Annotated in this window: 20 protein-coding genes and 2 pseudogenes; 4 read left to right on the top strand and 18 right to left on the bottom strand. The window is 68.9% G+C overall.

The genetic code is table 11. From position 1 onward, the window contains the following. Nucleotides 1-106 precede the first annotated feature (106 nt). The 14 genes and pseudogenes from SJY26_RS06645 to SJY26_RS06580 all read right to left on the bottom strand — a co-directional run bounded on the left by SJY26_RS06645 (nucleotide 107) and on the right by SJY26_RS06580 (nucleotide 10,566). On the bottom strand, nucleotides 107-1,057 hold the full coding sequence (locus tag SJY26_RS06645; protein ID WP_396595345.1) for an MBL fold metallo-hydrolase: 951 nt from the start codon (nucleotides 1,055-1,057) through the stop codon (nucleotides 107-109). 118 nt (nucleotides 1,058-1,175) lie between these two features. Further along, nucleotides 1,176-1,790, bottom strand: coding sequence for a superoxide dismutase (locus tag SJY26_RS06640; protein WP_396595344.1), 615 nt, complete (start codon nucleotides 1,788-1,790; stop codon nucleotides 1,176-1,178). A 322-nt stretch (nucleotides 1,791-2,112) separates the two neighbouring features. Beyond that, complete coding sequence (locus SJY26_RS06635) at nucleotides 2,113-2,358, bottom strand: hypothetical protein (RefSeq protein ID WP_396595343.1); 246 nt, start codon at nucleotides 2,356-2,358, stop codon at nucleotides 2,113-2,115. Further along, nucleotides 2,355-3,194, bottom strand: a complete 840-nt coding sequence (fghA, locus tag SJY26_RS06630; RefSeq protein ID WP_396595342.1) for an S-formylglutathione hydrolase — start codon at nucleotides 3,192-3,194, stop codon at nucleotides 2,355-2,357. The genes SJY26_RS06635 and fghA overlap by 4 nt, the downstream gene beginning before the upstream one ends. Nucleotides 3,195-3,340: 146 nt before the next feature. Then, nucleotides 3,341-4,804: an alanine/glycine:cation symporter family protein gene (locus tag SJY26_RS06625; protein ID WP_396595341.1), complete on the bottom strand. Its 1,464-nt coding sequence runs from the start codon at nucleotides 4,802-4,804 to the stop codon at nucleotides 3,341-3,343. 105 nt (nucleotides 4,805-4,909) lie between these two features. After that, nucleotides 4,910-5,317 carry a type II toxin-antitoxin system VapC family toxin gene (locus SJY26_RS06620; protein WP_396595340.1) on the bottom strand — a complete coding sequence of 136 codons (408 nt, stop codon included), beginning with the start codon at nucleotides 5,315-5,317 and terminating at the stop codon, nucleotides 4,910-4,912. Beyond that, nucleotides 5,314-5,541 carry a FitA-like ribbon-helix-helix domain-containing protein gene (locus SJY26_RS06615; RefSeq protein WP_396595339.1) on the bottom strand — a complete coding sequence of 76 codons (228 nt, stop codon included), beginning with the start codon at nucleotides 5,539-5,541 and terminating at the stop codon, nucleotides 5,314-5,316. The genes SJY26_RS06620 and SJY26_RS06615 overlap by 4 nt, the downstream gene beginning before the upstream one ends. A 42-nt stretch (nucleotides 5,542-5,583) precedes the next feature. Beyond that, nucleotides 5,584-5,964 carry a VOC family protein gene (locus SJY26_RS06610; RefSeq protein WP_396595338.1) on the bottom strand — a complete coding sequence of 127 codons (381 nt, stop codon included), beginning with the start codon at nucleotides 5,962-5,964 and terminating at the stop codon, nucleotides 5,584-5,586. Between the two features lie 55 nt (nucleotides 5,965-6,019). Then, complete coding sequence (locus tag SJY26_RS06605) at nucleotides 6,020-6,625, bottom strand: class I SAM-dependent methyltransferase (protein WP_396595337.1); 606 nt, start codon at nucleotides 6,623-6,625, stop codon at nucleotides 6,020-6,022. 4 nt (nucleotides 6,626-6,629) lie between these two features. After that, nucleotides 6,630-7,736 carry an S-(hydroxymethyl)glutathione dehydrogenase/class III alcohol dehydrogenase gene (locus tag SJY26_RS06600; RefSeq protein ID WP_396595336.1) on the bottom strand — a complete coding sequence of 369 codons (1,107 nt, stop codon included), beginning with the start codon at nucleotides 7,734-7,736 and terminating at the stop codon, nucleotides 6,630-6,632. Nucleotides 7,737-7,760: 24 nt separating this feature from the next. Then, nucleotides 7,761-7,883: pseudogene (locus SJY26_RS06595) on the bottom strand (hypothetical protein); the annotation flags it as partial. 10 nt (nucleotides 7,884-7,893) lie between these two features. Further along, nucleotides 7,894-8,646: pseudogene (locus SJY26_RS06590) on the bottom strand (RNA methyltransferase); the annotation flags it as partial. Between the two features lie 179 nt (nucleotides 8,647-8,825). Continuing rightward, entirely contained in the window at nucleotides 8,826-9,860 is a 1,035-nt protein-coding gene (locus tag SJY26_RS06585; protein WP_396595335.1) for a S1/P1 Nuclease, read from the bottom strand. Nucleotides 9,861-9,891: 31 nt separating this feature from the next. Then, complete coding sequence (locus SJY26_RS06580; protein WP_396595334.1) at nucleotides 9,892-10,566, bottom strand: nitroreductase family protein; 675 nt, start codon at nucleotides 10,564-10,566, stop codon at nucleotides 9,892-9,894. Nucleotides 10,567-11,038: 472 nt separating this feature from the next. Between SJY26_RS06580 and SJY26_RS06575 the strand changes: the two genes are divergently transcribed. After that, nucleotides 11,039-12,022 (top strand): M28 family peptidase, encoded by a 984-nt coding sequence (locus SJY26_RS06575; RefSeq protein WP_396595333.1) that lies wholly within the window; start codon nucleotides 11,039-11,041, stop codon nucleotides 12,020-12,022. Nucleotides 12,023-12,025: 3 nt separating this feature from the next. On the opposite strand, the gene SJY26_RS06570 is transcribed toward SJY26_RS06575, so the two are convergent. The 4 genes from SJY26_RS06570 to SJY26_RS06555 all read right to left on the bottom strand — a co-directional run bounded on the left by SJY26_RS06570 (nucleotide 12,026) and on the right by SJY26_RS06555 (nucleotide 15,147). Continuing rightward, nucleotides 12,026-13,147, bottom strand: coding sequence for an acyl-CoA dehydrogenase family protein (locus SJY26_RS06570; RefSeq protein ID WP_396595332.1), 1,122 nt, complete (start codon nucleotides 13,145-13,147; stop codon nucleotides 12,026-12,028). Nucleotides 13,148-13,150: 3 nt separating this feature from the next. Beyond that, nucleotides 13,151-13,438, bottom strand: a complete 288-nt coding sequence (locus tag SJY26_RS06565) for a hypothetical protein (protein WP_396595331.1) — start codon at nucleotides 13,436-13,438, stop codon at nucleotides 13,151-13,153. Nucleotides 13,439-13,441: 3 nt separating this feature from the next. Next, nucleotides 13,442-14,620, bottom strand: coding sequence for an acyl-CoA dehydrogenase family protein (locus SJY26_RS06560; RefSeq protein WP_396595330.1), 1,179 nt, complete (start codon nucleotides 14,618-14,620; stop codon nucleotides 13,442-13,444). 272 nt (nucleotides 14,621-14,892) lie between these two features. Next, on the bottom strand, nucleotides 14,893-15,147 hold the full coding sequence (locus SJY26_RS06555; RefSeq protein ID WP_396595329.1) for an Lrp/AsnC ligand binding domain-containing protein: 255 nt from the start codon (nucleotides 15,145-15,147) through the stop codon (nucleotides 14,893-14,895). 45 nt (nucleotides 15,148-15,192) lie between these two features. Between SJY26_RS06555 and SJY26_RS06550 the strand changes: the two genes are divergently transcribed. From SJY26_RS06550 to SJY26_RS06540, 3 genes are all read left to right on the top strand, one after another. Next, nucleotides 15,193-15,999: an alpha/beta hydrolase gene (locus SJY26_RS06550; protein ID WP_396595328.1), complete on the top strand. Its 807-nt coding sequence runs from the start codon at nucleotides 15,193-15,195 to the stop codon at nucleotides 15,997-15,999. Between the two features lie 4 nt (nucleotides 16,000-16,003). Further along, nucleotides 16,004-16,777, top strand: coding sequence for an exodeoxyribonuclease III (locus SJY26_RS06545; RefSeq protein WP_396595327.1), 774 nt, complete (start codon nucleotides 16,004-16,006; stop codon nucleotides 16,775-16,777). 66 nt (nucleotides 16,778-16,843) lie between these two features. Beyond that, entirely contained in the window at nucleotides 16,844-18,691 is a 1,848-nt protein-coding gene (locus SJY26_RS06540; protein WP_396595326.1) for a monovalent cation:proton antiporter-2 (CPA2) family protein, read from the top strand. Nucleotides 18,692-18,734 lie beyond the last annotated feature (43 nt).

Here is an 18,734-nt window from a genome sequence, read left to right as displayed (position 1 = left end):
CTCAACGGCGGTCCACGCATCGTCCGTAATCAATCTCACGCGCCAGACCGGGGCCGGGCGCGGGAAAGCAGGCCTTATGACGGCCCGCCCCCCTCAGGTCAAGCCGTCAGGAGCCGGTCGCGCCGGATCCCTCGGGGGCCCAGACCAGCGTTCCGTCCTCGCGGCGGGTCACACGACCGATGCCCGGGAAGGGGAAGTGGACGGCGTACAGGCGCAGGTTCTCGTCGGCCGCGCGGCCGAGCAGGGCGATCCGGCTCTGCATCGCCTGCGGGTTGCCGTCGAAGCTGTTGGCCCAGTCGGGCTTCTGCACCGAGACGACGTGATGGTGGGCGCTGTCGGCGATGTAGAGCAGGCGATCGTCGCCGGAGCGGACCTCATAGCCGGTGTGGCCGGGCGTATGGCCCCGGATCGGCACGGCGAGGACAGCGGGGGTCACCTGGGCCCCGGGCTCGAAGGTCTCGACCTTCGGCGCGATCGCCGCGACGAGGGCGGCCAGCGGGGCCTGGGCCTGGAGCGCGGTCCATTCCGGGGCGGACATGCGGACGGTCGCGTTCGGATAGGTCAGGGCCCCGGCCGCATCGACCAGACCGCCGACATGGTCGCCGTGGCCGTGAGAGATCAGGACGTCCGTGATGGTCGAGGGCTCGACTCCGGCGGCGCGCAGGCTGGCGGGCAGCTTGCCGGCCCCTTCGCCCATATTGGTGCCCGCTCCGGCGTCGATCAGGACCAGACGCTGGCCGTCACGCACCAGCAGGGGCTGGATGCTGAGGTCGAAGGTGTCGCCCGGCAGGCTGTTGGCGGTCAGGACGGCGGAGACCTCGGCCGGGGTGCGGCCGACGCCAAGGATAGTGTTGTCGTTCGGCACGCCGGACATGCCGCCATCACGCAGGGCGATGGTCTCGATCGTACCGACCTTGAAGCGGTAGACGTCGGGGCTGGCGGCGGGGGCCTCGGCGGCCGCCGGTTCGGTCGTCGCGTTCGGCTGGTTGCAGCCCGCGGCCGCGATCAGGCCGGTCAGAAGAAGGCCCGCGGCGGCGAGCTTGAAATGGGTCGTCATGGAAACCTCGGCATCGGGGGCGGAACGGCGAAGCTGAGATAGTGACGGTCGGCGGCGATGCCAGTGGGGCGGACCGTGAAGCTTTCGCTACGGCCCGCCCCTGTCGCAGATTTGTCGATCAAGCCGTCGCGGCGGCGAACAGGGCGTTGGCCTTGTTCCAGTTCACGACGGTCCAGAAGGCCTTCAGATAGTCAGGGCGGCGGTTCTGGTATTTCAGATAGTAGGCGTGTTCCCAGACGTCGGCCCCGAGGACGACCGCACCCTTCTGTTCGGCCACGTCCATCAGGGGATTGTCCTGGTTGGGGGTCGAGGTGACCTTGAGCTTGCCGTCCTGGACGATCAGCCAGGCCCAGCCCGAGCCGAACTGGCCGGCGCCGGCGGCGTTGAAATCTTCCTTGAACTTGTCGAGCCCGCCCAGATCGCGGTCGATGGCGGCGGCGAGTTCGGCCGAGGGCTCGCCGCCCTGACCGACGGGAGCCAGCAGCTCCCAGAACAGGGCGTGGTTCCAGTGACCGCCGCCGTTGTTGCGCACGGCCTTGGGCGCGGTCGAGATGGAGGCGAACAGGTCTTCCAGAGACTTGCCCTGCAGCGACGCGTCGGCGTCGATCGCCTTGTTCAGATTGTCGACATAGGCCTGATGATGCTTGTCGTGGTGGAAGGTCATCGTCTCCTTGTCGATGGCGGGTTCCAGCGCGTCATAGGCGTAGGGCAAGGGCGGCAGGGTGAAGGCCATGGGAGGCTCCTTGTAATCGATGGGGCCCCTGCATGTAGGGTGTCCCGGGCCGGCACCAAAGGCATGTCGTGCACACCGGCCCGGGTTTTTGCCCTGAAGCCGGTGGCGCATCGGGACTCAAAAAACAAAGTCCGTTGAGTCCGCTGAGTCCGGATCGCCCCGAAAGACCTCCCGGCCCGGACTCGAAACAGTGTCCGGATTGACCGGATTGTCCGGATCGAAAAACGACAGGCGGCCGCCCGGATCAGGGCGTGTGGATCATATGATCCCTACCCTTCGAGGCGCAAGATGCAGTGAGGAATAAATTCTTCTCTCCGTCGTCTCAGGACGGCAGATTGGCCTTCAGGCAGTCGCGGACGGCGCGTTTCAGGCTGCCGGGGGCATTGAGGAAGTCGACGCCGTCAGCTTCCAGAACGACCTTGACCGCCGCATCGAGGCCGGCTGGCAGGGCGGCGATGACGCGCTTCTGGCCCTTGTCGTGCAGGCAGTGGCCCAGTTCGTTGCACAGGGCGGCGAACAGGTCGTCATAGGTCTCGGCCGGTACGGGCGTGGGGGTCGGGTCGGTCATGTCGAGGCCTTCAGACGCGTGGCGTGGAAGGCGATGTGGTCGGCGATGAAACTGGTCATGAAGAAGTAGGAGTGGTCATAGCCGGGCTGCATCCGCAAGGTGATCCCCTGCCCCGCCGCCTGTCCGGCGGCGACCAGAAGCTCGGGGCGGAGCTGTTCGGCGAGGAAGGGATCGGCGTCGCCCTGGTCGATCAGGATGTCTTCGAAGACGCCCCGGGCCGCGCCGCCTTCGATCAGGCGGGCCGCGTCATGGGCCTCCCATGCCTTACGGTCGTCGCCAAGATAGGCGGTGAAGGCCTTTTCGCCCCAGGCGCAGCGGGTGGGCGAGGCGATGGGGGCAAAGGCGGAGACCGAGCGGAACAGGTGGGGGTGGCGCAGGGCCAAGGTCAGGGCTCCGTGGCCGCCCATGGAATGGCCGCTGACCGAACGGGTGCCGTTTGTGGGGAACTCCGCGTCGATGAGGGGGATCAGTTCGTCGGTGACGTAGGTCTCCATGCGAAAATGCGGGGCCCAGGGGGCCTCGGTCGCGTCGACGTAGAAGCCCGCGCCCTGCCCCAGATCATAGGCCGGATCATCGGCCACGCCCTCACCGCGCGGTGAAGTGTCGGGGGCGACGACGATCAGGCCGTGTTCGGCGGCGGCCCTGTACGCCCCGGCCTTGGTGGTGAAATTGTCCTCTGTGCAGGTCAGGCCCGACAGCCAGATCAGCACCGGAAACGGCCCCTCCCCCGGCGGCACGAAGACCGACAGGGTCATGGGCGTGCCGGTCGTGGCGCTGTCGTGGCGCAGATAGCGCAGGGTGCCGCCGTGGACCTGATGCTGTTTCGTTGTGTCCATCTCAACTCCGCTCATCCCCGCGAAAGCGGGGACCCAGTTCTGTGGCCGTCCGGACCTAACCCATCCGTGGCGGATGTCGATCCCGTGCAGCCTGCCTCGCGAAAGCCCTGGGTCCCCGCTTTCGCGGGGATGAGCGGAAGAGCCGATCAGTCGTGGGTCTTGCCGGCCGTCCGGTCACCGCGCGCGAGGGCGAACACGACGGCGGACAGGGCGGCCAGGGCGACCAGGTTGGGCAGGGCCATGGCGGCATTGGCGATGTCACCCATGCGCCAGACGAACTCGATCTGCTGGAACGAGCCCACGAAGATCATCCCGACCCAAAGCAGCCGCCACGGGATGGCGACCCGCGCCCCGAACAGATAGGTGGCCGCCCGCTCACCATAGTAGCTCCAGGTCAGGAGGGTGGTGAAGACGAACATGATCAGACAGGCGGAGGTGATCATGCCGCCCAGGGTGGTGGTGCCGAACAGGATCTGGGGGAAGACCACCGCATAGGCGGCGAGGGTCATGTCGAAGCCGCGCAGGTCCGAGTTCCAGACGTGCTCCACGGTGCCGGTTCCGGCCGGGAAACTGCCCTGGACCGTCAGCATCACCAGGCCGGTCATGGTGCAGATGATCATGGTGTCGATGAAGGTGCCCATCATGGCGAACCGGCCCTGACGCGCCGGATCGTCGGTCTGGGCCACGGCGTGGGCCATGGGGGTCGAACCCTGACCCGCCTCGTTCGAGAACAGGCCGCGCGCCACGCCGGCGCGGATGGCCATCATGACCCCGGCCCCGAGGAAGCCGCCGGTCGCGGCCGCGCCGTTGAAGGCGCTGTCGAAGATGAGGGCGAAGGAGGCGGGCAGGTCCTCGATGTTCAGGACCAGAGCGATCAGGCCCAGCACCAGATAGGTGATGGCCATGAAGGGCACGATCTTCTCGGCGATGCTGCCGATCGACTTGATGCCGCCGATGATGACGATGAAGACGGCGGCGGCGACGATCAGGCCGGCACCCCATTCCGGCATCGGAACCAGGCTGGTGATCGAATCCGCGATCGAGTTGGACTGGATCATGTTGCCGGTCGCCACCGAGGAGAACAGGGTGCCGATGCAGAACAGCACCGCCAGCCAGCCCCAATGTTTGCCCAGACCCTTGCGGATATAGGTCATGGGTCCGCCCTGATAGGTGCCGTCCGGGCTCTGCTCGCGGAAGCGGATGGCCAGCGAACCTTCGGCGAAGGCCAGGGCCATGCCGAACAGGGCGGTCACCCACATCCAGAACAGGGCCCCGGGTCCGCCGAGGGTGATGGCCGTGGCCACGCCGGCGAGGTTGCCGGTGCCGACCTGGCCCGACAGGGCCGTCGACAGGGCGGCGAACGGCGAGATCTCGCCCTTGCCGCCGTCACCCTTCTTGAACAGGCCGGCGAAGGCCTCGCCCAGTTTCAGGATGGGATAGAAGCGCAGGCCGATCATGATCCAGGCCCCGACGCCCAGCAGCACGATCACCATGGGCGGGAAGGGGATGACCTCCGCCCCGTTCCAGGTCCCGCCCCAGATCAGATCGCTGACGTTGGTGACCTGGTCGTAGAAGGCCTGCACCCCTGCGGGCGTTGTCGTCGCCGTCATTCCCCGTACCCCGATATGACTATGGAAACGGGCACCTTAGCGACTGGACGCCGAATGGGAATGGCCTTCGCCCCTCGGGCGTGAAGGGGCGGCTGTGTGCCGGGGTCATGCGCCAATCAGTCGGACGTCGAGGCCATCCAGTGACGCCAGCTTTCGGTCAAGTTTGCCGTCGGCCGTCACCAGCGGCAGGTTGAGCCGCCGGGCGAGCACGGCGTAGAGGCAATCGGTCATCGAGTGGTTGAGCCGACACGCCAGGGAGAAGGCCTCGTCCAGCAGCGGTGCATGATCGAAGAGCTCCACCACCTCCCTGATCACCGACAGGTTCTCCCCGGCGGCAGCGGCCTGAAGTTCGCCCCGGACGACGTAGCGTCGCAAGGCGTTGGCCACTTCGATGACCATCAGGTCCGGCGCGACGGCCGGCCTGAATGCCAGACGGGTCTGGTGGGCGACCTCGGCCAGCGGGTCGTCCAGGAACCATTTGACGACGACGCTGGCGTCGAAGACCGCGCTCACCGGTCCCGGTCTGCGCGGATGATGGCCGTGGAATCCAGCGTCGAGCCACGCGTCTGTTCGCGGGAGCGCCGGGAGATCTCCTCGAACCGTTCCTCGACCGCCAGGACCTCACGGGCCGCCATGTCCCTGAATTTCTGCTCCAGGGAAATGTTCTGCGCCTTGGCCATCGCCTTGAGGCGGGCGACGATGCGGTCGTCGAGATCGCGGACGAGAACCTGGGCCATGGCCGATGCTAGCATAGAGCTAGCATCGGCCTCAAGCGGCGGTCATCCCGGCCGGTGCAGGGCGCAGATCTTGTTGCCCGACGGGTCGCGCAGATAGGCCAGGTTCAGGGTGCCGAAGGGGCCGGTGCGCGGGCCGGGCGGGTCCTCGATGGCGGTGCCGCCGGCGGCCAGACCCGCCTCGTGGAAGGCCTTCACCGCAGCTTCATCCCGAGCGCCGAAGCCGATGGTGCCGCCATTGGCGTGGCAGGCGGGCTCGCCGTTGATCGGCCGGGTGATGGCGAAGGCCCCGCGCGGGGTGCGCCACCAGACCCGACCGCGATCGTCCAGGGTGCCGGGCTCGATGCCGAGCGCGCCGAGGGCGGCGTCGTAGAACTTCTGCGACGCCTCGATGTCGTTCGCGCCGACGGTCATGTGGGTGAACATGGCTTCTTCCTCCCAGTTGGTTTCTTTTGAAGACTAACCCGGCTGGCGGCCCTTGTCACCGGTCCAGCGCAAGCCACGTCCACGAGACACCCCGGGCCCTGTTCAGGGGCTGGATCGACTCGGCCTCCACGGCCAGCCGGACGCCCAAACCATGACGTTCCGCCAGCCGGATTGTCTCGGTGGCAGACACGGGGAACCCGGGCCGGGTGTCGGTGCCCTGACCGTGTCGCAAGGACAGGATGATCCGGCCGCCCGCCGCAACCCGCACAGCCAGACCGGCCATGGCGACGGGACGTGCCGCCGCGTCGAGATGATGCCAGACCGCCGACAGCACGATGAGATCAAACTGTTCCGCCAACGCTCGCACGGCTTGCATTTCCGGCAGCCGGTCGTTGATCCAGCGCACGCGATCGCCCCGGATACGGCTTCCCGCGTTCCGGAAGGCCGCGACCGGTTCGACCGCCGTCGCCCGATGCCCGCGATCAGCGAACCATCCCGCGATATATCCTGTGCCGGCACCAACATCGAGCATGCGGCCGGGTCGGGCCGGCAACACCGCCATGACAGGCGCGAGCAGGACCGCCGGGTCCAGCCCTTCCATCCGCGCGATCTGGCCTTCTGCATCGTCCGCATAGCCGCGCAGGACGACGTCCACCGTCACGGCTTCAGAACACCACCACGCTGCGGATGCTCTCGCCCGCATGCATCAGGTCGAAGGCCTCGTTGATGCGTTCCAGCGGCAGGGTGTGGGTGATCATGGGGTCGATCTCGATCTTGCCGTCCATGTACCAGTCGACGATGCGCGGGGTGTCGGTGCGGCCGCGCGCGCCGCCGAAGGCCGAACCCTTCCAGACCCGGCCGGTGACCAGCTGGAACGGGCGGGTGGAGATCTCCTTGCCGGCCTCGGCCACGCCGATGACGATGCTCTCGCCCCAGCCGCGGTGGCAGGCCTCCAGGGCCTGACGCATCACGGTGGTGTTGCCGGTGCAGTCGAAGGTGTAGTCGGCCCCGCCGCCGGTCAGTTCGACCAGATGGGCGACCACGTCGGTCACCTCCTTCGGGTTGACGAAATGGGTCATGCCGAAGCGGCGGCCCCATTCCTCTTTCGCAGGGTTTAGGTCGACGCCGACGATCATGTCGGCCCCGACCATCTTCAGCCCCTGGATGACGTTCAGCCCGATGCCGCCGAGGCCGAAGACCACGGCGTTCGCGCCAGGCTCGACCTTGGCCGTGTTCACGACCGCGCCGACGCCGGTGGTGACGCCGCAGCCGACATAGCAGGCGCTCTCGAACGGGGCGTCCTTGCGGATTTTCGCGAGTGCGATCTCGGGCAGGACGGTGAAGTTGGAGAAGGTGGAGCAGCCCATGTAGTGGGCGATCGGGGCTCCCTTGTAGCTGAAGCGGCTGGTGCCGTCGGGCATCATCCCCTTGCCCTGGGTGGCGCGGATGGCGGTGCACAGGTTGGTCTTGCGGCTGAGGCAGGACTTACACTGGCGGCATTCGGGCGTGTACAGCGGGATGACGTGGTCCCCGACGGCGACGCTGGTCACGCCCGCCCCGATCTCGACCACCACGCCCGCGCCCTCATGGCCGAGGATGGAGGGGAAGATGCCCTCGGAGTCGAGCCCGTCCAGCGTGTAGGCGTCGGTGTGGCAGATGCCGGTCGCCTTGATCTCGATGAGGACCTCGCCCGCGCGCGGGCCGTCCAGATCGACCTCGACGATCTCGAGCGGACGTTTGGCCTCGAAGGCGACGGCGGCGCGGGTTTTCATGTGATTCTCCAGTTGGGGGGCACGCTACCTATTCCTCCCCCGTCGGGGGAGGTGGCGCGGTGCCGCTTGGCACCGTGACGGAGGGGGCCTGCCCCGGATCCGGTGTCTGGGGCGGGCCCCCTCCACCGCTTCGCGGTCCCCCTCCCCCTACGGGGGAGGATTGTTCGCGCGCAAGCCTTTCCAGCACCCGCCCCCGCCCCCTGGACAGGGCGGTGATCACGCCGCGAAAGGTCGCGACCTCCTGGGCGGTGAAGCGGCTGCGGCCCAGCATGACGCGCAGGTTCTGGCTCATGGAGCGAAACTTCTCCGGTGGATGGAAGAAGCCGGCGGCGTCCAGTTCGCGCTCCAGATGTTCGTACATCCCCAGCTGCAGGTCGCCCGGGGCCGGGGGTTCGGCGTCGCGGAAGTTCGGCGGCGGGGCGTGGAGGATGAGGGTGCGCCACTCATAGGCGTTGATGGCGACGGCCTGGGCCAGGTTCAGGCTCTGGTGGCGGGGGTCGATGGGGATGGTGACAATGCCCTGGCACAGGGCGATGTCGGAGGTCTCGAGCCCGGCCCTTTCGCTGCCGAACAGCAGGCCGACGCCCAGACCGGAGGCGGCGTCGTCATAGAGGACACGCGCGGCCTCGCGCGGGGTGCGGACCGGCTGGTGGGTCTCGCGCGGGCGGGCGGTGGCGGCGTAGACGGTGGTCAGGTCGGCGGTGGCGGCGGCGACGCTGTCGAACACCTGGACCCCGTCCAGCACCCAGTCGGCCCCGGACGCGAGGGGCCAGGCCCGGTCCTGGGGCCAGCCATCGCGGGGGCTGACCAGCCGCAGCCGGTCGAGGCCGAAGTTGGCCATCACCCGGGCGACGGCGCCGATGTTCTCGGCCATCTGCGACCGGTCGAGGATGACAACGGGGGGGATCATCGCGGCTGCTTAGCCCTTCTCCCCTTGCGGGAGAAGGTGCCCCGGAGGGGCGGATGAGGGGTACGAAGACGCATCCGGGATGAGATGAGCAGACGTCGACCGGCAAGATCGGGAGTCACCCCTCATCCGTCAGCCTTCGGCTGCCACCTTCTCCCGCAAGGGGAGAAGGGACTGAAAACCTAGTCCTCCCCGATCATCGCCAGCCAGGGGTCGGCGGTGCCGGCCTCGACCTCGGCGACCTTGACGGCCGGCCAGCCGATCGACCGGGTGCCGGCGTCGCGGAAGGCCAGGGTGACGAGGTCGCGCAGCTCGGCGGCCCCGGCCGCGAGGCGCTCGGTGGCGAAGGCCGCGCCGCGAGGATCGCCGTCGGTGAAGCCGCCCGCCTTTTCCAGCCGGTAGAACGGGGTCACGGTCGCGAGCGTGGTGGTCAGATAGGCGGCGGTGCGGGCGCGCAGCTCGAACCCGCCGAGGGCCGGCGCCGGCATGGCGGCCTCGACCGCGTCCAGCCGGGCGGCGCGGCGGGTGAAGGCCCCCTCGAAGGCTCCGTGGGTCTGGCGCGAGGTGGTGAAGCCCTCGGGGTTGGGCGTGGCCCGGTCCCAGCCATTGTAGTGGATGGTGGTGTGGTGCGGCTGGGAGCCGTCGCCGACGAAGTGGGACAGATAGCCGATGTCGCGCAGGATCAGGGCCTCGCGCCGCAGCCGGTCCTCGCGGTACCAGGCGCGGCGGGCGGGGTCGGCCTCGCGCGCCTCGGCGGCGTTCAGCACGCGCCAGTGGGCAAAGTCGCGCTCCAGCTGCTGGTAGCCGTCCATGATGGCATAGGGCAGGTAGCCGGCGTCGTTGACCTTGATGCCGGCCGCCAGCAGGGCCGCATCGTATTCGCTCTTGAGTTCCGGCAGCTGGGCCAGGGTGGGACCGGCGGCGGTCATGACATGGCCGGCGTCGTCCAGATCGACGAAATGGGCGGTGTCGCGCTCGCGGTCATGGGGCTGGCCGGCCCCCTTGGTGCGGTCGGGCTCGCGCGACAGCTCGCCGACCTCGGCGATGGCCCCCGGCGCGCGCAGGAAGGCCGGGAGGTCGTCGGGGAGGGCCCGCATGGCGGCCACCCCGATCAGCCGGTGACCGGTCGCGCCCCAGGCGTCGACCGAGGTCGCGCTGCCGAGGGCGACGGCCCCGGCCAGGACGAGGGCGGAGGCGGCGAGGAGAAGGCGTTTCATGTCGGGTCCGATCTTCGGGGGCGGGCCGGCGTTAGATCCAGGCGGCGATGGCGTCCAGCGGCTTCTTGTCCAGGGCGGCGACCGGAACGGTGGCGTCCACGCCCGGATGGCCCGCGACCAGGAGCAGGAAGGGCTTTTCGTCCGCCGGACGGCCACAGATCTCGCTGAGGAAACTCATCGGCGCGGGGGTGTGGGTGAGGGTCGCCAGCCCCGCCTCGTGCAGGGCGGCGATCAGCAGGCCGGTGGCGATGCCGACGCTCTCGGCGACATAGTAGTTCTTCCTGTGATCGCCGGGGCGGGGGCCGCCGCGCTTCTGGGCGAAGATCGCGATCAGGATCGGCGCGATCTCGAGAAAGGCCTTGTCCGGATCGGTGCCGAGCGGGGCCAGCGCGTCCAGCCATTCCTGCGGGGCCTTGCTGGCGTAGAATTCCCGCTCCTCCGCCTCGGCCGCCGCGCGGATGCGGGCCCGGGCCCCGGGGCTTTCGATGACCGAGAAGAACCACGGCTGGTGATTGGCCCCGGACGGGGCGGACCCGGCCGTCATGAGGGCGGCCTCGACGATCCGGCGATCCACCGGCCGGTCCGAATAGTCCCGCACCGTGCGACGGCGGACCATGGAGTCGCGAAAGGCCTCGATCCGCGCCAGCCGCTCGGCCGGGCCGAGCTCGTCATAGCCGGTCAGGGGGGTGGAGGGATGATCGCGCATGATGCCGGTCTAGCGTCTGCCGGGCCCCCTCGCCAGACGCGCTTGACGCCCGACCTCGCCGCCGCCTAGGCCTTGGGCCCTGTGCCCCGGAGCCCCATCATGAAACGCCTGTCCCTCGCCGCCGTCTCGCTGATCGCCCTGATGGCGGCCCCGGTCCTGGCCCAGACCGCGCCGGCGATCGACCGGAACGCGGTCGAGGCGCACATCAACTTTCTCGCCGGCCCCGAGCTGCAGGGCCGGGGCAGCGCGACCCGGGACGAGGCCATCGCCGCCGCCTATGTGGCCGCCCAGTTCCGGCTGGCCGGCCTGACGCCCGCGCCGGGCATGGACAGCTATCTGCAGCGCGCGCCGGTGGTGAAGACCACGCCGTCGGGCCGGGCTGTGCTGACCGTCGGCGGGGTCACGCTGGAGCAGAGCGCGGGTTCTGGGCGTCCTGTCGGGCGCGACCCAGTCGGCCACCGGGAGCGTGGTGGTGGCCGAGGGCCAGGATCCGGCGGCCCTGCCGGCCGGAGAGGTCGTCCTGATCGCCCCGCCCGAGGGCGGCGGCGTGCGGGCCTGGATCGGGGCGGCGACCCAGAAGGGGGCCAAGCTGATCGTGCTGCGCCAGACCGCGGCTCTGGCGGGTGCCGTCGGAGGCCCGCCGCGGACCAGCATCCGTCTGGCCGAGACGCCGGCGCGGGGCGGACCGGTCGTGGTCGTGGTGCCGGGTGAGACCTTTGACCGGATGCGCGCCGCGGGCGGCACCGCCAGCTTCGATCCCGGTCAGGCTACGGTCGAGGAGGGCGTCACCACCAATGCCATCGGCTGGCTGCAGGGCACCGACCCCGACGCCGGGGTGCTGATGGTCTCCGCCCATCTGGACCATATCGGGGTCCGCTCAGACGGGGTGGTCATGTACGGGGCCAATGACGACGCCTCGGGCACGGTAGCGGTGATCGAACTTGCCGGGGCGCTGGCCGACATGGGTCCGCATGAGCGCAGCCTGATGTTCGTGGCCTATGGATCGGAAGAAGCGGGCCTGCTGGGGTCGCGCTACTTCGTCGACCATCCGCCCATTCCCCTGACCGACATCGCCGCCAATCTGGAGATCGAGATGATCGGCGACCAGGACCCGCAGCTGCCGGCCGGTGTGATGATGATGACCGGGTTCGACCGGTCAAACTTCGGCGCGGCGCTGAAGGCGCGGGGCGCGCTGGTCGGGCCGGACCCTTATCCGGAGCAGAACTTCTTCGAGCGCTCGGACAACTATGCCCTGGCCCTGAGTGGGATCGTCGCCCACACCGTCTCGGGCTGGGCCACGATCCCGACCTATCACACGCCCGAGGACACGATCGCGAACCTCAACATCCCCTTCATGACCACGGCCATCGGCTCGCTGGTGGAGCCGCTGGCGGCCATGGCCGACGGCGACTTCACCCCCGAATGGGCCGAGGGCGGCCGGCCGGCCCCGCGCTAGGGGTCAGTAGCCGCCGGCGCGGGCCAGTTTCTCGGCGTGGAAGCCGGCGTCGCCCAGAAGCTCGTTCAGGACGCGGACGCGCTTCATGAACAGGCCGACGTCGTATTCGTCGGTCATGCCGACACCGCCGTGCATCTGGACCGCCTCCTGCACCGCCAGTTCGGCGACCTTGCCGGCCTTGGCCTTGGCCACGGAGACGGCGAGATCGGCCTTTGACGCCCCGGCGTCGAGCCGCTGCAGCGCGCCCAGAACGGCGGCGCGGGCCAGCTCCAGCTCGGTGAACAGATGGGCCGCGCGGTGCTGCAGGGCCTGGAACTCGCCGATGGCCTTGCCGAACTGTTTGCGGGTCCTGAGGTACTCGACGGTGGTCAGGAACGCCTGATCGCCCGCCCCGGTCAGGCAGGCGGCGGCGCAGGCGCGGCCGAGGTTGAGCGCGCCCTCCAGAGCCGCCTCACCACCGTTGACCTCACCGATCACCGCATCGGCGTCGACCGCGACATCGGTCAGGGTGATGCGGGCGGCGTTGTGGGCGTCGACCATGACGGTGCGCTCGATCTCCACGCCCGCCGTCTTCGGATCGACGAGGAACAGGGTGGTGCCCGCGTCGGTCCTGGCCGCCACGATCAGGGCGTCGGCGATGTGGCCGTCCAGCACGAAGCCCTTGGCCCCGTTCAGTTTGAAGCCGTTGCCGCTGCGCTCGGCCGTCGTCGCGATGCGCGAGGGCTGGTGTTTGGGGCCTTCGTCGAGGGCCAGCGACAGGATCGCCTCGCCCGCCGCGATGCGTGGCAGCCAGGCGGCCTGCTGGTCCGGTGAGGCGGCGTCGATCAGGATGCGGGCGGCGAGGATCGACGAGCCGAAGAAGGGCGAGGGCGTCAGGGTCCGGCCCAGCCCCTCGGCCACGACCCCGGCCTCAACCGCGCCGAGGCCGGAGCCGCCGTGTTCCTCGGGGATGATGACGCCGGCGAACCCCATCTCGCCGAAGGCCTTCCAGAGGTCGCGGGAGATGCCGTCGGCGTCCTTCGAGTCCCGCAGCCAGCGCAGGTGGGCGATGGGGGCATGCTCGTTGAGGAAGCCGTCGGTGGCCTCCTTCAGCATGGTCTGTTCTTCAGTCAGGATCAGGGGCATGGATTATTCACCGATGAGGAAGCCCGCCCCCCAGACGAGGGGCAGGAGCAGAGTGACGGACACGGGAGGCCACATGGACTTCGATCGTGCGCGATAGGCGAGAGCCGCGATGGCTGCCGAGGTGAACGGCGTCAGAAAGATGAGGACGTAGAAGGGCGGCAGATAGGCGTCACGCAGATCACCGCCTGCTCCCCACATCATCCAAAACCACGCGATCCAGACCAGGCCAAGACTGGCCACGAAGCTCAGGCTCGCCAGAAACCACAGTGCAAACAGCGCAACTCGCTGCATGGACTAGGCTCCCGGCAGCTGCAGCAGGTGTTTGGCGATGATGTTGAGCTGGACCTCGGAGGTCCCGCCCTCGATGGAATTGGCCTTGGTGCGCAGCCAGTCGCGGGCGGCGGTGCCCTTGTGCGAGCGCTCGCTTTCCCACTCCAGGGCGTCCGAGCCGCCGGCGGCCATGGCCAGTTCATGGCGGCGCTTGTTGAGCTCCGAGCCATAGTATTTCAGCATCGAGGCGATGGCGGGCGACACCTGTTTCGCCTTCACCTGGTCGCCCACCCGCTCCATCGACAGGCGGAAGGCCGCGGCGTCGATTTCGAGTTCGGCGATCTTCGCGCGCAGCATCGGTTCGTCGAGGCGGCCGGTGTCGTCGAGGCCGATCGAATCGACCGCCACCTGGCTCATGGGTCGGCCGATGTCGCCAATGCCGCCGATCATGGTCCGCTCATGTGCCAGCAGGGCCTTGGCCACGTCCCAGCCGCGGTTCAGCGTGCCGATCAGGTTCTCCTTCTCGACCCGGACGTCGTCGAAGAAGGTCTCGCAGAAGGGCGACTTGCCGCTGATCAGGGCGATGGGTTTGGTGGTCACCCCGGGGGTGGCCATGTCGAACAGGACGAAGCTGATGCCCAGATGTTTGGGGGCTTCGGGGTCGGTGCGGACGAGGCAGAAGATCCAGTCGGCCTTGTCGGCATAGGAGGTCCAGACCTTCTGGCCGTTGACGATCCAGTGGTCGCCGCGATCCTCGGCCCGGGTCTGGATGCCCGCGAGGTCCGACCCCGCGCCGGGTTCGGAATAGCCCTGGCACCAGCGGATCTCGCCGCGCACGATCTCGGGCAGGAAGCGCTTCTTCTGGGCCTCTGTGCCGAACTGGAGCAGGGCCGGGCCCAGCATCCAGATGCCGAAGGAGGACAGGGGCATCTGGGCGTCGATGCGGCGCATCTCGGACGCCAGGACCTTGGCCTGTTCTCGGCTGAGGCCGCCGCCGCCGTATTCGGTCGGCCATTCCGGCGCGGTCCAGCCGCGCGCGCCCATGACCTGCATCCAGCGCTGGTGGGCAGGGGTCTTGAAGGTGGCGTTGCGGCCACCCCAGACCCGGTCCTCCTCATTGTCGAGGGGACCGCGGCATTCGGCCGGGCAGTTCGCCTCCAGCCAGGCGCGGGTCTCCGCGCGGAAGGTGTCCAGATCGGTCATATGGTTCACTCCCTGACGCCTGTGCCTGCGTCTCAGAGTGGCAGGTTAGCAAAGAAAACGGGTGACGTAGCGTCATCTCCTCCCCATGCGCGGAAGCGCATGGGGAGGTGGCTCATCGCGATCAGCGATGAGACGGAGGGGGCGAGGCGGTGGTTGAGATGAGGGCTCCTGGTGCTCACCCGATGAGACCCGGTCGCCCCCTCCGTCCCGGAGCTGCTCGCTCCGGGCCACCTCCCCATCGCCCTTCGGCGATGGGGAGGAGACGCCTTGCCTCACTTCGACGGCAGGAACGGCGAGAAGGTGATCACCGTGAAGGTGTCGCGGATGTGCGGGCGGGTCTGGACGGATTTGGTCACGAAGGTGCCGATGTCCATCTCCCTGGGCAGCTGGAACTTGGCGAGGAGGTCGTACTGGCCCGAGGTGGAATAGACCTCCGAGACGTTCTCGACATTGTCGACCATGTCGGCGGCGACGTCGTTGGCGTGCCCCAGCTCGCATTTGATGAAGACGAAGATGGCGGTCATCATGGGGGTGGGCTCCGGTGTTCGCGGGCTTGAGTAGCGGATGCCGGCGTGAGCGATAAGCCCCTCGATTTCGAAGCGGAGTACAACAACCGCGCCGCCGTGCCGGACCACCTGGCGGTCATGGCGCGCTGGAAGGCCGCGGCCGAGGCGGCCCGGGCGGTGCATCCGCCGATCCCCCTGCCCTATGGTTCCGGGCCACGCGAGGTCATGGATCTGTTCGAGGCCCGGCCGGACGCGCCGGTCGCAGTGTTCCTGCATGGCGGCTACTGGCAGGCGCTGGACCGGTCGTGGTTCAGCGGGATCGCCCCGGCCCTGCTGGCCCACGGGGTCGGTCTGGCCATCCCGTCCTATGACCTGTGTCCGGATGTGCGGCTGGGGCGGATCATCGGCCAGGCGCGCGAGGCGGTGGAGCTGATCCGGGCGCGGACCGGGCGACGGCCGGTGGTGTTCGGCCATTCGGCGGGCGGGCATCTGGCCGCCTGTCTGCTGAGCGAAGGTCGGGTTTCGGCAGCGGTGGCGATCTCCGGCGTGTTCGAGCTTGCCCCCCTGATCCCGACCACGATCAACACGGCCCTGCGGCTGGACGCGCGGGAGGCTGCCGCGCTGTCGCCGATCCACTGGCCCGTGCCGAACGGGTCGACGCCGGGCGGGACGGTGCTGGACTGTGTCGTCGGCGGCGACGAGACGGGGGAGTTCCTCCGCCAGTCGCGGGACATGGCCGCGGGGTGGGGCGCGCGGGGGGTCGAGACCCGATTCGAGGCGCTGGCGGGGCTGAACCATTTCACCGTGCTGGACCCGTTGATGGATCCCGACAGCGCGCTGGTGCGAAGGATCGTGGATCTGGCCCGGGGCTGAGCCGGTGCGGATCGCCACCTTCAACATCAATGGCGTCAACACCCGGCTGGACAATCTGCTGGAGTGGCTGGAGGAGACCCGGCCCGATGTCGCCTGTCTGCAGGAGCTGAAGGCCCCGCACGACCGGTTTCCGGAAGGGGCGATCCGGACGGCGGGCTATGCCGCCGTCTGGGTGGGGGAGGCGCGCTGGAACGGGGTGGCGATCCTGAGCCGGGCCGGCGAGCCGGTGGTCACGCGCCGCGCACTGCCGGGCAATCCGGACGACCGCCAGAGCCGCTATCTGGAGGCGGCGGTGAACGGGGTGCTGATCGGGTGTCTGTATCTGCCGAACGGCAATCCCCAGCCGGGCCCCAAATTCGACTACAAGCTGGCCTGGTTCGAGCGGCTGATCGCCCATGGCCAGACGCTGTTCGGCACCGAGGCCCCGGTCGTGCTGGCGGGCGACTACAATGTCGTCCCGACCGAGGCCGACATCTACAACAGCCGGTCATGGAAGAAGAACGCCCTGCTGCAGCCGGAAAGCCGGGCGGCCTTTGCGCGGATGCTGGCGGACGGTTGGACCGACGCCCTGCGCGAGCGGTTTCCGGACGAGGCCGTCTATACCTTCTGGGACTATCTGCGCGACGCCTGGGGGCGGGATGCGGGCCTGCGGATCGATCACCTGCTGTTGAACGGGCCGGCCGGGGAGCGGCTGGTCGATGCCGGGGTCGATGCCGCGGTGAGAGGCCGGGAACACGCCAGCGATCATGCGCCGGCGTGGATCGAACTGCGGGACTGACACCCCGACCTCTCGCAATCGCAGCAGATCGACCCCACACTCCGGGAAGACAGGTCAGGGGCGACGATGGCGGAAGCGACGGGAATGGGTCTGGGCCATGCGGTGGCCCTGCTGGGGGCCGCAGTCGTGGCCGTGCCGCTGTTCAAGCGGTTCGGGCTGGGCGCGGTGCTGGGCTATCTGGCCGCCGGTCTGGCGATCGGGCCGTTCGGGGCCGGGCTGATCGAGGACGCGGAGTCCGTGCTGCACGTCGCCGAGCTGGGCGTCGTGATGTTCCTGTTCCTGATCGGGCTGGAGATGCGACCGGCGCGGCTGTGGAGCCTGAGGAAGGAGATTTTCGGGCTGGGGGCGCTGCAGGTGGCGGTCTGCGCCACCCTGCTGACCGGGGCGGCGATGCTGTTCGGCCTGCCGTGGTTCGCGGCTGTGATCGCGGGATCGGGCTTTGCCCTGTCCTCCACCGCCATCGTCATGCAGCTGCTGGAGGAGCGGAACGAGAACAATGAGGCCGACGGCCAGCGGGTCGTCTCCATCCTGCTGTTCGAGGACCTGGCCATCGTGCCGCTGCTGGCTCTGGTGGCGGTCCTGGCCGGACTGTACGGGACGACCATCGCCAATCCCCAGCCGATCTGGATGACCGTGGCCTTTGCCGTGGCGGCGGTGGCGGGCGTCTATGCCATCGGCAAATGGGCGCTGAACCCGGCGTTCCGGATCCTGGCGCGATACGGCGGGCGCGAGGTGATGACCGCGGGCGCACTGCTGGTCGTGCTGGGCGCGGCCTGGGCCATGGATCTGGGCGGGCTGTCGATGGCCATGGGGGCGTTCCTGGCCGGAGTGTTGCTGTCGGAATCGACCTTCCGGCACCAGCTGGAGGCGGACATCGAACCGTTCCGCGGCATCCTGCTGGGGCTGTTCTTCCTGAGCGTGGGCATGTCGCTGGACCTCGGGGTGGTGGTCGACGACTGGCCGGTGGTGCTGGGCGGGGTCGCGGCCTTCATGGGGGCCAAGATGGCGGGCGTCTATGCGGTCGCGCGGATCCGGGCCGGGCATGGAGAGGCGCTGAAGCGGGCGGCCCTGATGGGCGAGGGCGGGGAGTTTGGCTTCGTGCTCTACGCCGCCGCCCTCGCCGCCGGCCTGTTCGATGCGCGCACGGCAGCGATCGCGGGGGCGGTGGTGATCGTGTCCATGGCGCTGACGCCGCTGCGGATGCTGGTGGCCGACCGGCTGAAGCCCGAAGAGACCGTGTCCCTGGACGGGATCGACAAGGCCCGTGACCTGCGCGGCCGGGTGCTGGTCATCGGCTTCGGCCGCTTCGCCCAGGTGGTGTCCCAGCCCCTGCTGGCGCGCGATGTCGACGTCTCGATCATCGACCATGACGTCGAGATGATCCAGGCGGCCGGCAAGTTCGGGTTCAAGGTCTATTACGGCGACGGGTCACGGCTGGACGTGCTGCATGCCTCGGGGGCGGCGGAGGCCGAGACCATTCTGGTCTGTGTCGACAAGGCCGAGACGGCCGACCGGATCGTGGAGCTGGTCAAGGCCGAATTCCCCCTGACCAAGCTGTTCGTGCGCGCCTATGACCGCGGCCATTCGATCCGGCTGATCGAGGCGGGGGTGGAGTACCATATCCGCGAGACGTTCGAATCCGCGCTGAAGTTCGGCGAGCAGGTCCTGATCGACCTCGGATTCAACGCCCTGGATACGGCCGAGACGATCGAGGATGTGCGCCGGCGCGATGCCGAGCGGCTGGCGCTGCAGGTGTCGGGCGGGATCACGGCGGGGCGGGGCCTGATGCGCGGCAATGCCGTCACGCCGACCCCGGAACCCTATGTCAAACCGCGGCGTGAGGGTCAGGCCCTGAACGAGGAAGCGGCCGACCTGCTTGAGGACGAGGACATTCACGCCCCGGAAAGGGTCTGATACGGACGAAAATTGCGACCTTCGCGCAACACTGGCACGAAGA

The sequence above is a fragment of the Brevundimonas sp. R86498 genome, from assembly GCF_044598075.1.
Taxonomy (GTDB): Bacteria; Pseudomonadota; Alphaproteobacteria; order Caulobacterales; family Caulobacteraceae; genus Brevundimonas.
Note: the sequence above shows the minus strand (reverse complement) of the source record. Positions and strands in the feature narration are given on the sequence as shown.